We start from the raw sequence: 14,528 nt of genomic DNA, 5'->3' as shown, positions 1-14,528 counted from the left end.
CACACCCGGCCCATCCGGCATGCCCAAACGTCTTTCGCCATAAGATGTGCCAGAGGCGTGGGTCAACAGATTTCCCTTCCGCTGCGGCCCTGCTTTACTTCGCCATTTTTAGCCGTTAGCGGTGCAGGCCGGCAGGATCGGGCGGCCATGTAAACGCCACCCTTCGGGCGGTTGGGGAAGTTGGGAATGGTGCAGCATCCGGCAGAAGCGCGGCAAGACGGCGCCGGGGCAGTCATTTGCGCCATCGTCGTGACCTTCAACAGATTCGAGAAACTTCAGCGCACCCTGCACAGGTTGCTGGAGGCGCCGCTGGATCATGTTCTGGTGATCGAGAACGGCTCCAGCGATGGCACGCGCGAATGGCTGCGCACCCTGTCGGACCCGAGGCTGACCGTGCTGGAGCAAGCCGAGAACGGCGGCGGGGCGCGGGGGTTCGAGATCGGCCTGCGTGAGGCGCGGCGCAGGATGAACCCGGACTGGTATCTTGTGATGGATGATGATGCCCGCCCCTTGCCGGGTGCGGTCTCGGCATTTCGCGCCACCCTGCCCCGCCCGGCCGGTGCCGTGCTGGCCGCCGTGTATTACCCGGATGGCACGATCTGCGAGATGAACCGGCCCTGGCGCAACCCGTGCTGGCACCGTGCAACCTTTGTTGACACATTCTTGCGTCTGGGGGGGCGGAAAGCCTTCCACATCTCCGATGAGGCCTATCGGCGTCACGTCCCGGAACCTGTGGATGGCGGCTCGTTTGTCGGGCAATTCATCCCGCGCGACGCCGTGGAGCGCGTCGGCTATCCCGACGGGCGCATGTTCATTTATGGCGATGACGTGCATTATACCCTCCGGCTGGCACAGGCCGGGTTTCCCAACAGTTTCGACCCGCGCGTGGCCTTCGAGCATGAATGCGCCACTGCCCTGCATGGCGCGGCGATGCGGCCGTTCTGGAAAACCTATTACCACCACCGCAACCTGTTCATGGTCTATCGGCTTGCGGCAGGGCCGCTGCTGTTCTGGCCGCTGTTCCTGCTGTTGTTGCCGCGCTGGCTGCTGAAGGGGTCCACCTTGCCCAAGGCAGAGCGTCGGCAATACCGTGCGCTCATCCGCCTCGGGGTTACGGATGCCCTGCGCGGCCATATGGGCCGCAGCCATGCAGAAATCCTGCATCGAGCCAAGGAGGCCGAGGCGCCAGAGGCTCAGGCTACCAGGTCTGCGCGCTGAGCCAATCCGCCAGCCGCTGCGCCAAGGCGGCATCGGCGCGTTTGCCCTCGATCACCACCCTGCCCTTTTCCTGTCGCAGGCGCAGGCCCGGCACCGGCTCAAGCGTCTCTGTAACAGCAGTTAGAGACGGTTTTGCAGGCTGCATCGCCTTGGCAAGCCGGGCTTGTTCGGCGGCGGCGTCAGGGGCCGGGCGGGCGGCAAGATCGGCGGCAAGCCGGGGGCCAAGCCCTGTATCAGCCTCCAGCGCCTGTGCCAGTTGCAGACCCAGCCGCTCGCCGATGCTTTCCGGGAAGCGCAGCGCGCCATCCAGAGCCCGCACCACGGCCAGAAACGAGCCGATCTTGGAGCGCTTCGCCCGGCTGGCCGATGCGAAAAGTGCGCGCAAGGCGGCGCGGTCATCGGGGTAGACCCCGGCCTCCACGGCTTTGGCGGCAATGCGGGCGCGTTCATAGAATGACAGGCCCACCCGGATCTCGTTTTCCTCGACCATGGCCACATAGGCATCCGAAGCCTGATCAGGTTTGCGCAAAAGCGCCAGTACAGAGACGGTTTCCGCCCCTTCCGCTGCCAATTGCCGCAAGGCGGACAGGCGGCGCCAGCCGGAAATCAGCCCGTAACGATCCGGCCCGATCTGGGCCACCTCGATCGGGGTCTGCTGGCCACGGGCGCGCAGGCTCTCGACCAGCGCGGCCATCTCTTCGGGGTCGGAGGCGATGCGGTCCCGCACCAGATAGCCGGCCTCCACCTGATCCAGCGGCAAAGACAGCACCAACCGGCCGCCCTCGCGCGCGGCGCGGAAGGTGGCAGCCATCTCCTCCATCGCCGCCGTCGCGGCGGAGGCCCCGGCCATATCCGCAATCGGCGGACGGACCGAGGGCGCCACGATCTCTGGCAGGTCTTCGCCCTCCGGCGCGCCGAAAGGCGTGAGGCGTTTACGCTTGGCCATCGGGTTTGCCTCCATTGAAAACAGTCACTGTAACGGCACTTAGAGACGGTTTCATTCGGCCGCCTCCTGCGCTGCCGCCAGCTCGTCGCGCCGCCATGAGCCGAGGATCAGCGCCTTTACGGCGGCCCAGGTCTCGTCAAAGGTCTCGCGCCCGCGGGCATAGGTCTCGCGGTTGAAATCGCGATAATCGGCCTCATAGATGCCGCGCACCTGCTCGCCCGCCTGCCCGATCAGCGCGGTGAAATCCTGCCGGTGTGGTGACAGGGTCTGCCCCAGCCATCCCTGCATCAGCGCGGCCAACTCGGCCTGCTGATTGCCATCAAAGCGGGTGATGATGGTGCGCACCGCATCCCATTCAAAGGCCAGCTCGGGCCGCCCAAGGGCGCGGGCGGCCATGTTCTCGCCCTCCTCGATGGAACGGAAGGTGGAATGCAGCATGTCGAAAAACCGCCCCGTGGAATCGAACTCCAGAAACGAGGCGCCCATCGGCACCAGCAGGATGTCGGCCGCAGCCAGCCCGTTGATGGTCAGATAGCCAAGCGCGGGCGGAGTATCGAGAAAGATGATGTCATATTGATCCAGCACCCCATCGGCGGCGAGGCTTTCGGTCAGCGCGTCCCACAGCTTCCAGCCGCGCGATTGCATGCGCCAGACCGGGATCTGGAACTCGGCCCAATAGAGGTTCAGCTGTGCCCCGATCAGGTCGATATTCGGCCAATGGGTTTTCTGGATCAGGCTTTCGGCCTTGATGGTCAGCGCTTCGGTCAGGGTATCGTCCAGCGGGATCGGTGCGTCGCCCCGGTCCAGCCGCCGCTGGTTGTCGACCCGCAAATGGGCGGCGTAGTGACGCGCGAGCAGCGGGAAGACGGTTTGCCATTCATCCTCGACCCGGCCCCCGAAGATCGAGGTCATCGAGCCCTGGCTGTCCAGATCAATCACCAGCACCCGGTAGCCATCCAGCGCCGCCGACATGGCCAGATGCGCGCAGGTGGAGGTCTTGCCGACGCCGCCCTTGAAGTTGGCCACCGCCAGCATCTTGGCCGGCAGCCCCTCGGGGCGCCAGGCGGCATAGGGCTTGGCCTTGGAGCCCTCGGCGGCAAAGAAGGCGCGCAGGCGCAGCACCTCATCCAGCGTGAACCATTTCGCACCGCCCTCGGTCTCGGAGGCGCCCTGCGGCAGGTCTGGGTTCTGCTTCAGCACGCGGCGGAAATGGGCCTGCGCCACGGGGATCAGATAGCGGGTGATCTCCCATGTCGAAAACAGCCGCAAATGGCGCCGCCCGGTTGCGTCCAGCCCCCGCCCTGCCAGATCGGCCCTGCCCTTCTCACAGGCCTGTGCGATGCGGCCAAAACCTTCGGTGGTCGTGGGGGTGCCAAGGGCTGCGCTGGCAGCATCGGGGTCTATGGCGAAATAGGGGGGAAGCGGTGCTGCGGCCTCGGGCTTCATGATTGCCTCATGTGCTGTGTTTTGTGCAGTATACGCAAAAACGCGGCACATGGAAGGAAAGACGCCACATGGCGTGATTTTCTCTGCTGATTCTAAGGCTTGGGAGATCGCTGGCCGTGGATATGAGGTGATTTCAGCTCGCGCACCCGTCCTGCATCTTGGGCGATGTGCGATTTTTTCTGTTAATGGGATGTTATCATTATCTGTTACAGGGAGAGAAGGGGTTTCGCAGGCCTTTGGATTCCTTGAGAAAAATGGCGTGTGTGAGAAAATGGGTGACTCTGATCCCCCGTTGAGGCGACTCTGATCCGGCGATGAAGTGACTCTGATCCGCCATTCGCCCGGCTGGACGGCGCTTGTGGATAACTCTAGGGTGGGTGTCACTGAAACCCCGATGCGAAAACGGGGGCAAAAGCGGCAGTTCACAGGCAATCACGGTGCAGTCATGGCGGGAATGATGGCGGGGGCCTCCCCCGGACGTAAGGCATTGGTGCCGCCGGTGATCGGGGATCTGTTCATCTGCGATGTGCTGGAGGCCAGCCCGAAGGACGATCTGGGCACCATGGAACACCCGATCTTCTCGCTGTCGACCAAGCCTGATCGCCGCATCCTGAAATACGATCACAATGGGGCCAGCGTCGAGGTGGTGCCCTCGGTGAAGGGGCGCGCCACGATCCATGACAAGGATATTCTGATCTATTGCATCAGTCAGATCATGGCGGGGCTGAATGCCGGGCGCGAGGTCAGCCGCACGGTGCAGCTGAAGGCGCATGACCTGCTGGTGGCCACAAGGCGTGACACGGGCGGTGACAGTTATCTGCGGCTGCGCGAGGCTTTCGAGCGGCTGGCAGGCACCCGGATCACCACCAATATCGCCACCGGCGGCATCGAGGCCACCAGTGGCTTCGGCCTGATCGAAAGCTGGGAGATCCTGCGCAAGACCAGGGGTGGGCGGATGATCTCGGTCATGGTCACGCTGTCGGATTGGCTGTTCCGCTCGGTGCTGGCGCGTTCGGTGCTGACGCTGAGCCGGGATTACTTTGCCCTGCGCAAGCCGCTGGAACGCCGGGTCTACGAGCTGGCGCGCAAACATTGCGGGCGGCAGCCGGAATGGAAGATTTCCGTCTCTGTGCTGCATAAAAAGGCGGGGTCTGCGGCACCGGTGCGGGTGTTTCGCGCCGCGATCCGCAAGATGATCGAAGAGGCGCAGCTGCCCGATTACCTCATGAGCGAGGAGCCGGGCGATGTGATCCGCTTTGCCCGGATCGGGGTGATCGAGGAGGAGGCCTTCGCCCCTGCCCTGCCGGGCTTTGACCCCGAGGTGCTGGATGCGGCGCGGGCCCTGGCGCCGGGCGCCGATGTCTATGCACTGGAGGCCGAATGGCGCGCCTGGTGGGTGCAGACCGGTCGCCCGCGGCTCTCCGTGCCGGAACGCGCGTTCCTCGCCTGGGTGAAGACGCGCAAAGGTTAACGGGGCGGGCGGGCCGGTCAGGCTTTGTCAGCCGCTTGCAGCAAGGATCGGCGCGATATTCCCGTGATCGCAGGATGCCGAACCCATGCCCGATACTTCGCCCAATCTTGCCCTGCCCTATCTGCTGCCGGCGCAGGCCCAGAAACATGTGACCCATAATGAGGCTCTGCAACGGCTGGATGCGGTCACGCAGCTGGTGGTCGAGGCCTTCGCTGCCACCACCCCGCCGGGCAGCCCCGGTATCGGGCTGGTCTGGGGGGTCGGGGCCGGGGCCACGGGTGATTGGGCGGGCAAGGCCGGCAAGCTGGCGCTGCGCGTCGCGGGCGGCTGGATCTTCCTCGATCCGCTGGAAGGATGGCGCGCCTGGGGCCGTGCAGAGACGCAATTGCGGGTCTGGCGTGGCGCCTCCTGGCAGGTGCTGCCGCTGGAGAACCTCTCGGGCCTTGGCATTGCCACCACCTCGGATGCCACCAACCGGCTGTCGGTCGTCGCGCCCGCCTCGCTGTTCAGCCATGATGGCGCGGGCCATCAGATGAAGCTGAACAAGGCCGACGCCGCCCAGACGGCCTCCTTGCTGTATCAAAGCAACTGGAGCGGCCGGGCCGAAATGGGCCTTGCAGGGACGGATGATTTCTCGATCAAGGTCAGCGCCGATGGCAGCGCCTGGACCACCGCGCTCAGTATTGCGCAGGCGACGGGGGTGGTATCCCTGCCCGCCGGGGCGATGCTGGGCGGGGCTGTGCCCTATACCCGCAGCAATGTGCTGGGCACCGTGACCCAAAGCGCGGGCGTGCCGACGGGGGCGCTCATGCAGCGCAGCTCCAACTCGAATGGCCTCTATGTGCGCTTTGCCGATGGCACGCAGATTTGCAGCCACAGCCTGACGGCCTCGACCACGGCCGCGGTGACCTGGACCTATCCGGCCATTTTTGCTGCCGCCCCGACGGTGACCGGCACGGCCCAAGCCACGGTTCTCTCCTGTGTCATGCTGGACGCCTTGCCGACGACCACGGCAGCAACGCTGTCGGCGCGCGACAAGGCCGATGCGCGCCGCGCCGATGTGATGCGCCTGACCGCGATCGGGCGCTGGTTCTGATCACAGCAGGGCGGCCAGGTATTTGCCATAGGCCGTCTTGCCGAACAGCCGGGCGCGCTCGGCCAGTTGCTCGGGGGTGATCCAGCCTTGATGGAAGGCGATCTCTTCCGGGCTGCCGACCTGCTGGCCCTGTCGCTCGGTCAGGGTGCGCACGAAATTCCCGGCATCCAGCAGGCTGGCATGGGTGCCGGTATCCAGCCAGGCAAAGCCGCGCCCCATCTGTTCCACCGACAGGGCGCCTTCTGCCAGATACATTTCCAGCAGGGTGACGATTTCCAGCTCGCCGCGCGGCGAGGGTTGCACGGCGCGGGCGCGTTCGGGCGCGGTGCCATCAAGGAAATAGAGCCCCGTCACCGCATAGTTCGAGGGCGGAACCTCGGGCTTTTCGATGATGCGGCTGACCTTGCCACTGGCATCAAAGCCCACCACGCCATAGCGCTCCGGGTCGGCCACCCGATAGCCGAACACCGTGCCGCCGGTGCGGCGGGCATCGGCGCTGTCCAGCAGATCGGGCAGGCCATGGCCGAAAAAGATATTGTCGCCCAGCACCATGGCAGAGGGCGCGCCATTCAGGAAATCTTCGGCCAGCAGATAGGCCTGCGCCAGCCCGTCGGGCGAGGGCTGGGTGATATAGCTGAGGCTCAGGCCCCATTGGCTGCCATCGCCCAGCGTGCGGCGGAACTGGTCTTGATCCTGCGGTGTCGTGATCAGCGCGATTTCGCGGATGCCCGAGAGCATCAGCACCGAGAGCGGATAATAGATCATCGGCTTGTCATAGATCGGCAGCAGCTGTTTCGAGATGCCGATGGTGATCGGGTAAAGCCGCGTGCCAGAGCCGCCGGCCAGAATGATCCCTTTGCGCTGCATCTCAGGCCCCTTTCAATTCTGCGATCACACGGGCCAGGGCGGCCCGCCAATCCGGTTGTGCAATGCCGAAATCGGCCGCCAGGGCGCTGCAATCGAGCCGGGAATTCAGCGGCCGCTGCGCCGGGGTCGGGTAGGCCGAGCTGGGAATGTCTTCGACCGTGACCGCTCGCCCGGCCTGCGCAAATGTTTCGCGCGCGAAACCGGCCCAGCTGGTTTCCGGGGCGCCCGAAAAATGATGCGTGCCACCCACCGCGCCGTCGCGCAGGCTGCGCGCCAGCGTCAGGCAGGCGGTTGCGATGGCGTCAGCCGGGGTGGGCCCGCCGATCTGGTCGGCCACCACGCGCAAGGCCGGGCGCTCTGCCCCCAGCCGCAGCATGGTTTTCACGAAATTCGCGCCATGGGCCGAAAACACCCAGGAGGTGCGCAGGATCACATGGCGCGCGCCGCTGGCCCGCACAGCGGCTTCGCCCGCCAGCTTGCTGCGGCCATAGGCGCCCAAAGGGGCCGTCGGATCGCCGGGGCGGAAGGGCAGGGTGCCCGCGCCATCGAACACATAATCGGTGGAGATCTGGATCAAGGGCGCCGCCAGATCGGCGCAGGCCCGGGCCATGGCGCCGGGGGCCACGCCATTCACCACCGTGGCGGCCTCTTCCTCGGTCTCGGCGCGGTCAACGGCGGTCCATGCGGCGGCGTTGATCACGGCCTCGGGCCGATGCGCCCGGATTGCGGCGGCGCAGGCGGCAGGATCGGAGAGATCTGCCTGATCCCGCCCCAGAAACACCGCCTCCGGCGCGGCCCGTGCCAACTCGCGCGCCACTTGCCCGCTTTGCCCGAAAACCAGCAGTTTCATCCCCGCCTCCACAAAATCGCCGCCCAGATCCAGATTGCCAGCTCGGCCCCGAAGCTCCAGTGCAGCAGGAACGAGGCGATCCAATGGCCATGATCCGGCGGCACGGTGATCAGGCTGAACAGGTGGTCGCTGAAGGGCGCGCCCCACAGGATGCCGCCGCCGATCGTATCCAGCACCAGATGCAGCAGGATCACCGCAAAGAACAGCAGCGCTGTCGCCCGCCAGCGGCTGCGCCAGAGAAAGGGCAGGGTGATCGCCGCAACCGCCGCCCAGAAGGCCGGAATATGCACCCAGTAGCGATGATGATGCACGCTGCCATGATCGACCAGATGAAACCAGAACATGTCCAAATCCGGCAGCACCGAGGCCACCAGCGCCACCGGCATCGCCGCCGGGATCGTCCAGCGCCGCCCCGCCAGCCGTCCCGCGATGAAGCCCGAGGGCAGATGCGCCGTCAGCATTTCAGGCCTTGCCCAGCCGCTGACCCACGCCCTGCCGGGCCTGAAGCGGGCGCCACCAGGCCTCGTTCGTCAGATACCAGGCCACGGTGCGGGCCAGCCCTTCCTCCACGGTGACCGAGGGGCGCCAGCCCAGCTCCTCGCGAATGCGTGTCGGATCAATGGCATAGCGGGCATCATGGCCGGGGCGGTCGGTCACGAAGGTGATCTGATCGGCATAGCTGCCAGATGCCTTGGGGCGCTGCGCATCCAGAATGGCGCAAAGCATGCGGACCAGTTCAAGGTTCGTGCGCTCATTCTCGCCGCCGATATTGTAGCTGCGGCCCAGCTCGCCCTTTTCCACCACCAAAAGCAGCGCATCGGCGTGATCTTCGACAAACAGCCAGTCGCGGATGTTCGAGCCGTCGCCATAGATCGGCAGCGGCTTGCCCGCGAGGGCATTGAGGATGATCACCGGGATCAGCTTTTCAGGGAAGTGATAGGGCCCGTAATTGTTGGAGCAATTGGTCAGCACCACCGGCAGCCCGTAAGTTTCGTGCCAGGCCCGCACCAGATGGTCGCTGGCCGCCTTGCTGGCCGAATAGGGGCTGCGCGGATCATAGGGTGTGGTTTCGGTGAATTTCACCGACGGGTCGGCAGGGAGCGAACCGAACACTTCATCGGTGCTGATGTGATGGAAGCGGAAGCCCTCGGGGCGGCCTGCGCCCTGCCAATAGACCCGCGCGGCCTCCAGCATGTTATAGGTGCCGGTGATATTGGTTTCGACAAAATCGCCCGGCCCGTCGATCGAGCGATCCACATGGCTTTCCGCCGCCAGATGCATCACCGCATCGGGGCAATGGGTCGCAAACACCCGGTCCAGCGCGGCGCGGTCGCGAATATCGACCTGCTCGAAGGCATAGGCCGGGCTTTGCGCCACGCCCGCCACATTTTCCAGGCAGGCGGCATAGGTCAGGCAATCGACATTGACCACCTCATGCCCGCGCGCCACGGCCAGCCGCACCACCGCCGAGCCGATGAAGCCCGCGCCCCCGGTCACCAGAAGTTTCATGCGGCACCCTCATAGGTGAACGGGCTGTCAAAGGCGGAGAGCGGCGGGGCGGCGGCATCCTTGGCCGACAGGACCGGCTGTGCGCCGTTCAGGCCCCAATCAATGCCAACCGAATCCCAGGCCACCGCGCCATCGCAATCGGGGGCATAGGTATCGGTGCATTTATATTGCACCTCGCAATCGGCGGTCAGGGTCAGGAACCCGTGCAGAAACCCTTTCGGCACCAGCAATTGCCGGCCATTCTCGGCCGAAAGCTCCACCCCCACCCAATGCCCATAGGCGGGCGAGCCCTTGCGGATATCCACCGCCACATCCCAGATGGCCCCGCGGGTGCAGCGCACCAGCTTGTCCTGCGCGCGCGGCGGGCGCTGGAAATGCAGCCCCCGCAGCGTGCCCTTCTCGGCGGAAAACGAATGGTTATCCTGCACGAAGGCCAGATCCAGCCCGGCCTCCGCCATGCGCGCCGCATTCCAGGTTTCCGAAAACCAGCCGCGCGCATCGCCAAAGCGGGGTGGCGTGAGGATCTGCACGCCGGGCAGGGCGGTGGGATCAAGCTGCATTCAGGTCTCCGTCATCAAAAGCATCGCCTGAAAGGCGCTTTACTCGTTGAGAATGTTCAGATGATGGCGGCGCACCAGCAAAAGCCCCATCGCCAGCAGCGCCAGCGCCACGCCAAAGGCATAGGCCGGGCTGACATAAGAGGAATCATACATCGGATAGAAGCCCGCCCGCATGGCGCCCACCACATGCAACAGCGGGTTCCACCACAGGATTTCCTGCACATGGCTTGGCATGTCGCGATAGAGCAGCAATATCCCCGAGGCGAGGAAGATCGGCCGGGTGATGATGCTCCAGATCATGTCCCAGGCCGGGAACAGCCCGTCCAGCGCGCAATTCATCACCCCCATGCCGAAACCAAGCGCCGCCGCCATGGCCAGCGCGGTGACAATGGCGCCCACATCGACGAAGGTCCGGGTCTCGGTGAAGGCCATGATGCTGCCCAGCACGATCCCCGTCACGACCAGCTTGGTCAGCAGGTTCAGCAAGAACCGTGCCAGCAGCGCATCTATCCAGCGCACGGCCGGATAGGCCAGCAATGCCTTGGAATAGCGCAGCGCGCGCGAGATAGTGGTATCCAGCTCCATGAATTGATTGAAGGGCAGCATCCCGGTGGCGTAAAACAACAAGAAGCTGTTGCCCAGCGGCGGGGTGCGCAGCACGAGGCTGAAGCCAAGCGCCATGATTGCAATGCCCCCCATCGGCACCAGCAAAGCCCAGATATACCCCCCCGGCGAGCGGCCATAGCGAGAGGACATCTCGCGCAGCATCAGCGCGGCGATGGTGCTGAGGCTGGCTTGCAGGTCGTGGCGCAGCCCGGTGCGCAATTTGGCGGCCGGGGGCGGGAAAGACCCAGGGAGGTCTGGCTGTCTGTCAGGGCCAGCGTCAACCGTGCCGGGAACGTGAGACATGTGATCCTGCGAGCCGCTGGTGTTTGTGACGGCCATTATGTAGAACAACGTCCAAGAGATCAAACCGCATCATGTCCGGGGCGCACAAGGCTTTGCAGGATAACAAGAACCTTCCCGAAGCCGGCTCTGTGGAAACGCAGGTTTCCGAAGGGGATGCCGGGCTGGTCGCAGCGGCAGCCGCCGACACCGGTGCAGGCGGGGTCGCTGCCAGAGGATCCAAGGCCACGCCGCGCCGCGCCGCGGCCAAGCGCGCCCGCGCCGAAGCCGCGATTTCCCCCCGCGCCGCGCTGCTGGCCGAGCAGATCCGCGCGGGCGAAATCACCGGGCTGGAACAGATCCCCGACGAGGTGCAGGCCACTCCTCCGGCCTGGCCGCCCGCCGGGCCGGCGCGCTTGCGCCCGCGCCATCGCGGCGTGCTTTTCAGCTTTGTGCTGGTCGTGCTTTTGCCGCTGCTATGCGGTGTGGCTTACCTGTTCGGCGTGGCCCAGGACCAGTATGCCTCGACCGTGGGCTTTACCGTGCGCCGCGAGGAAGGGGCCGCCGGTCCCAGCCAGGTTCTGGGGGGCTTGGCGCAGTTTGCGGGCGTCTCCAGCTCTTCCGAGGCGGATATCCTCTATCAGTTCATCCAGAGTCAGGAAGTCGTGGCGCTGATCGACGAGCGCATCGGCCTGGGCAATCTCTATTCGCCCCATTGGCCCAATGACCCGCTGATGGCGCTGTGGCCCGATCCCAGCATCGAGGAGCTGCACCGCTACTGGCAGCGGATGGTGCGGATTTCCTATGACCAAAGCACCCAGCTGCTGGAACTGCGGGTGCTGGCTTTCGATCCGACCGATGCGCAGCGCATCGCGCAGGAGATCGTGCTGGCCAGCCAGAGCCGCATCAACGACCTGAACACCCGCGCCCGCGCGGATCTCATGCGCTATGCCAATGAGGATCTGGACACGGCGATCGCCCGGCTGAAAGCCGCGCGCGAGGCGCTCAGCCGTTTTCGCACCCGGACCCAGATCGTCGATCCCGCCGCCGATATCCAGGGCCGCATGGGCGTGCTGAACAACCTTCAGCAGCAGCTGGCCCAGGCCCTGATCGACAATGATCTGGTCTTGGGCACCACGCAGGATGGCGACCCGCGGCGCCAGCAGGCGGCGCGCCGCATCGAGGTGATCCGCGACCGCATCGCCGCCGAGCGCGAGACCTTCGCCTCCACCACCGGCACCCAGATCGAGGGCGAGAATTACCCTGCCCTGATCGCCGAATTCGAAAGCCTCAACGTCGATCTGCAATTCGCCGAGGAAACCTATCGCGCCGCGCTGGCCGGTGTGGATGTCGCGCGTGCCAATGCCTCGCGCCAGTCGCTGTATCTGGCCGCCTATATCACGCCCACCCTGCCACAGACCGCCGAATATCCGCAGCGCTTCATCCTGTCGGGTGTCCTTGCGCTGTTTCTGGTGCTGGTGTGGTCTGTTGCGGCGCTGATCTATTACAGTGCCCGCGACCGCAACTGACCGGAGCGGCGCGAGATGATCCGGTTTGAAAATCTCTGCAAGAGTTTCAGCATCGGCCAGGGCCGCAAGGTGATTGTCGACAATCTGACCCTCACCCTGCCCAGCGGCAAGTCGCTGGCCTTGCTGGGGCGCAATGGTGCGGGCAAATCGACGCTGTTGCAGATGGTGGCGGGAACCTTGCGCCCCGATAGCGGGCGGATCGTGTCGGACGGGCGGATCAGCTGGCCTGTCGGGCTTGGCGGTTCGTTGCACCGCGAGCTGACCGGCGCGCAGAATGTGCGCTTTCTGGCGCGGGTTTACGGTGTGGATACCGACGAGCTGACCGCTTTTGTCGAGGATTTCTGCGAGCTTGGCCCGCATTTCAACGCGCCGGTGCGCAGCTATTCTTCGGGGATGCGCTCGCGCCTGGCCTTTGGTGCCTCGATGGGCATTCCGTTTGACACCTATCTGGTGGATGAGGTGACCGCCGTGGGCGATGCCAAATTCCGCCGCAAAAGCCGCGCCATTTTCCGCGAACGGATGCAAACCGCCGCCGGGCTCTTTGTCACGCATGATCTTGGCACCCTGCGCGACTATTGCGAGGCGGGCCTGTTATTGGAGCGCGGGCGGCTTTACTACTTCTCCGATCTCGAAGAGGCCGTCGCCGTCCACAAGGCGCTCATGGAGTGAGAGACCTGTGACGGCGACGGCCATACCCATCAAAAGGATAAGCGATGCAAGAGGCTGGTAAGGGAACCGTGCTGGTCACCGGGGGCGCGGGCTATATCGGCGCGCATGCCTGCAAGGTTCTGGCCCGGGCGGGGTTCACGCCGGTGGCCTTCGACAATCTGAACACCGGCTGGGAAGAGGCGGTGAAATTCGGCCCCTTCTTCAAGGGCGACCTGATGAACCGCGCCGAGGTGGATGCGGCCTTCGCGCAATACCGCCCCGTTGCCGTGCTGCATTTCGCGGCGCTGAGCCTTGTCGGCGAAAGCATGACGGACCCCGGCAAATACTGGCGGGTGAATGTGATGGGGGCGCTGAACCTGATCGAGGGGGCCCTCGCGGCGGGCTGCAAGAATTTCGTCTTCTCCTCCACCTGCGCCACCTATGGCGATCAGGATGGTGTGCTGCTGGACGAGACCTCGGTGCAGCGCCCGATCAACTCCTATGGCGCCTCCAAACGCGCCATCGAGGATATGCTGGCCAATTTCGGCGCCAGCCACGGGCTGAACCACGTGATCTTCCGCTATTTCAACGTCGCGGGCTGCGACCCCGAGGGCGAGGTGGGCGAACAGCATGTGCCCGAAACCCACCTGATCCCGCTGATGCTGGATGCGGTGGCGGGCAAGCGCCCGGCGCTGACGGTGTTCGGCTCGGATTACCCCACGCGCGATGGCACCTGCGTGCGCGACTATGTGCATGTGATGGATCTGGTGGCGGCGCATGTGCTGGGGTTGCAATGGCTGCTCGACGGCAAGGGCAACCGGGTGTTCAACCTCGGCACCGGTTCGGGCTTTACCGTGCGCGAGGTGATCGAGGCCTCGCGGGCGGTCACCAACCGCGAAGTGCCGATCACCGAGGGCGCGCGCCGCGCGGGCGATGCGGTGGCGCTGGTTTCGGGCTCGGAGCGCGCGGTGCAGGAACTGGGCTGGAGGCCGGCCCATTCCACCCTGCCACAGATGATCCGCGATGCCTGGGCCTGGGCGCAGGGGCCGGGCTTCTCCAAATAGGTGCAAAGGCTGAAAGGGCGGGGCGATTCCCCGCCCTTTTGCGTGCCGCGCGGCCGGATTCGCCGCCGATCGCACCAGATTCGGCCTGGCTCTGTGGATAACCCGCCGATTCCGCGCCGTTCTGCGCCAGAGCGGCATGCCCGACGCTTTCACCCCCTGCCTGCGGCTTGGGCAAGACCCTAGTAAAACAAGGGAATGTGACGGTCTGATTGCAGAAAATCGCGGCGGGCTGCATTTTTTCTCTTGCGGGTTTCCGCACCTGGGCCTAGAAGCCGCTTCACCGAGACGATGAAGCGGGGACGCGGAAGCGGATTGGTTCTGGAGATGAGGTTGGCGGCGCGCCAAGGATGGCGCGGTGCTGGTTTTTTGTCTGGATGCTCTTTGACATTGATGGAAATCTGAAGAGATATGTGGGCGGTTTGGTCGTTTCGGCGATTGG

The 14,528-nt window shown here is 65.0% G+C and carries 15 protein-coding genes; 6 read left to right on the top strand and 9 right to left on the bottom strand.

Annotated elements, in window-relative coordinates:
* The first annotated feature begins 186 nt into the window (after positions 1-186).
* Positions 187-1,218 (top strand): glycosyltransferase, encoded by a 1,032-nt coding sequence (locus JNN06_RS12015; RefSeq protein ID WP_291239832.1) that lies wholly within the window; start codon positions 187-189, stop codon positions 1,216-1,218.
* Here JNN06_RS12015 and JNN06_RS12010 read toward each other — a convergent pair.
* Together JNN06_RS12010 and JNN06_RS12005 are read right to left on the bottom strand one after the other, a co-directional pair.
* The gene (locus tag JNN06_RS12010; protein ID WP_291239831.1) at positions 1,199-2,164 is read right to left on the bottom strand and encodes a ParB N-terminal domain-containing protein; all 966 of its coding nucleotides are present in this window, start codon (positions 2,162-2,164) and stop codon (positions 1,199-1,201) included. The two genes, JNN06_RS12015 and JNN06_RS12010, sit on opposite strands and share 20 nt — an antisense overlap.
* 51 nt (positions 2,165-2,215) lie before the next feature.
* Positions 2,216-3,610: an AAA family ATPase gene (locus JNN06_RS12005; protein WP_291239830.1), complete on the bottom strand. Its 1,395-nt coding sequence runs from the start codon at positions 3,608-3,610 to the stop codon at positions 2,216-2,218.
* Between the two features lie 457 nt (positions 3,611-4,067).
* On the opposite strand from JNN06_RS12005, the gene JNN06_RS12000 reads away from it, so the two are divergent.
* Together JNN06_RS12000 and JNN06_RS11995 are read left to right on the top strand one after the other, a co-directional pair.
* On the top strand, positions 4,068-5,081 hold the full coding sequence (locus tag JNN06_RS12000; RefSeq protein ID WP_291239829.1) for a replication initiator protein A: 1,014 nt from the start codon (positions 4,068-4,070) through the stop codon (positions 5,079-5,081).
* 85 nt (positions 5,082-5,166) lie between these two features.
* Positions 5,167-6,177, top strand: a complete 1,011-nt coding sequence (locus tag JNN06_RS11995) for a DUF2793 domain-containing protein (RefSeq protein WP_291239828.1) — start codon at positions 5,167-5,169, stop codon at positions 6,175-6,177.
* Here JNN06_RS11995 and rfbA read toward each other — a convergent pair whose 3' ends face one another.
* The 6 genes from rfbA to JNN06_RS11965 are packed head-to-tail and all read right to left on the bottom strand — an operon-like array spanning position 6,178 to position 10,788.
* On the bottom strand, positions 6,178-7,044 hold the full coding sequence (gene rfbA, locus JNN06_RS11990) for a glucose-1-phosphate thymidylyltransferase RfbA (protein WP_291239827.1): 867 nt from the start codon (positions 7,042-7,044) through the stop codon (positions 6,178-6,180). It abuts the gene before it with no gap.
* A gap of 1 nt (position 7,045) precedes the next feature.
* The gene (gene rfbD / locus JNN06_RS11985) at positions 7,046-7,894 is read right to left on the bottom strand and encodes a dTDP-4-dehydrorhamnose reductase (RefSeq protein WP_291239826.1); all 849 of its coding nucleotides are present in this window, start codon (positions 7,892-7,894) and stop codon (positions 7,046-7,048) included.
* Complete coding sequence (locus JNN06_RS11980; RefSeq protein WP_291239825.1) at positions 7,891-8,355, bottom strand: metal-dependent hydrolase; 465 nt, start codon at positions 8,353-8,355, stop codon at positions 7,891-7,893. The genes rfbD and JNN06_RS11980 overlap by 4 nt, the downstream gene beginning before the upstream one ends.
* Position 8,356: 1 nt before the next feature.
* The gene (rfbB, locus tag JNN06_RS11975) at positions 8,357-9,403 is read right to left on the bottom strand and encodes a dTDP-glucose 4,6-dehydratase (protein ID WP_291239824.1); all 1,047 of its coding nucleotides are present in this window, start codon (positions 9,401-9,403) and stop codon (positions 8,357-8,359) included.
* The gene (gene rfbC / locus JNN06_RS11970; RefSeq protein ID WP_291239823.1) at positions 9,400-9,963 is read right to left on the bottom strand and encodes a dTDP-4-dehydrorhamnose 3,5-epimerase; all 564 of its coding nucleotides are present in this window, start codon (positions 9,961-9,963) and stop codon (positions 9,400-9,402) included. The genes rfbB and rfbC overlap by 4 nt, the downstream gene beginning before the upstream one ends.
* Before the next feature lie 39 nt (positions 9,964-10,002).
* A complete protein-coding gene (locus JNN06_RS11965; RefSeq protein WP_291239822.1) occupies positions 10,003-10,788 on the bottom strand; it encodes an ABC transporter permease in 786 nt (261 codons plus the stop codon).
* Positions 10,789-11,000: 212 nt separating this feature from the next.
* Between JNN06_RS11965 and JNN06_RS11960 the strand changes: the two genes are divergently transcribed.
* Genes JNN06_RS11960 through galE form a run of 3 tightly spaced genes read left to right on the top strand, consistent with a single transcriptional unit; the run spans position 11,001 to position 14,089 of the window.
* Entirely contained in the window at positions 11,001-12,377 is a 1,377-nt protein-coding gene (locus JNN06_RS11960; RefSeq protein WP_291239821.1) for a sugar transporter, read from the top strand.
* A 15-nt stretch (positions 12,378-12,392) separates the two neighbouring features.
* Entirely contained in the window at positions 12,393-13,046 is a 654-nt protein-coding gene (locus tag JNN06_RS11955) for an ABC transporter ATP-binding protein (protein WP_291239820.1), read from the top strand.
* 44 nt (positions 13,047-13,090) lie between these two features.
* Positions 13,091-14,089 (top strand): UDP-glucose 4-epimerase GalE, encoded by a 999-nt coding sequence (gene galE, locus JNN06_RS11950; protein ID WP_291239819.1) that lies wholly within the window; start codon positions 13,091-13,093, stop codon positions 14,087-14,089.
* A 179-nt stretch (positions 14,090-14,268) separates the two neighbouring features.
* Here galE and JNN06_RS11945 read toward each other — a convergent pair.
* Positions 14,269-14,528: hypothetical protein (locus JNN06_RS11945; RefSeq protein WP_291239818.1), on the bottom strand; the 260-nt coding region annotated here is incomplete at its 5' end.

This window comes from Gemmobacter sp., assembly GCF_016792925.1.
GTDB lineage: Bacteria > Pseudomonadota > Alphaproteobacteria > Rhodobacterales > Rhodobacteraceae > Gemmobacter.
This window is presented reverse-complemented; position numbering and strand designations above follow the sequence as displayed.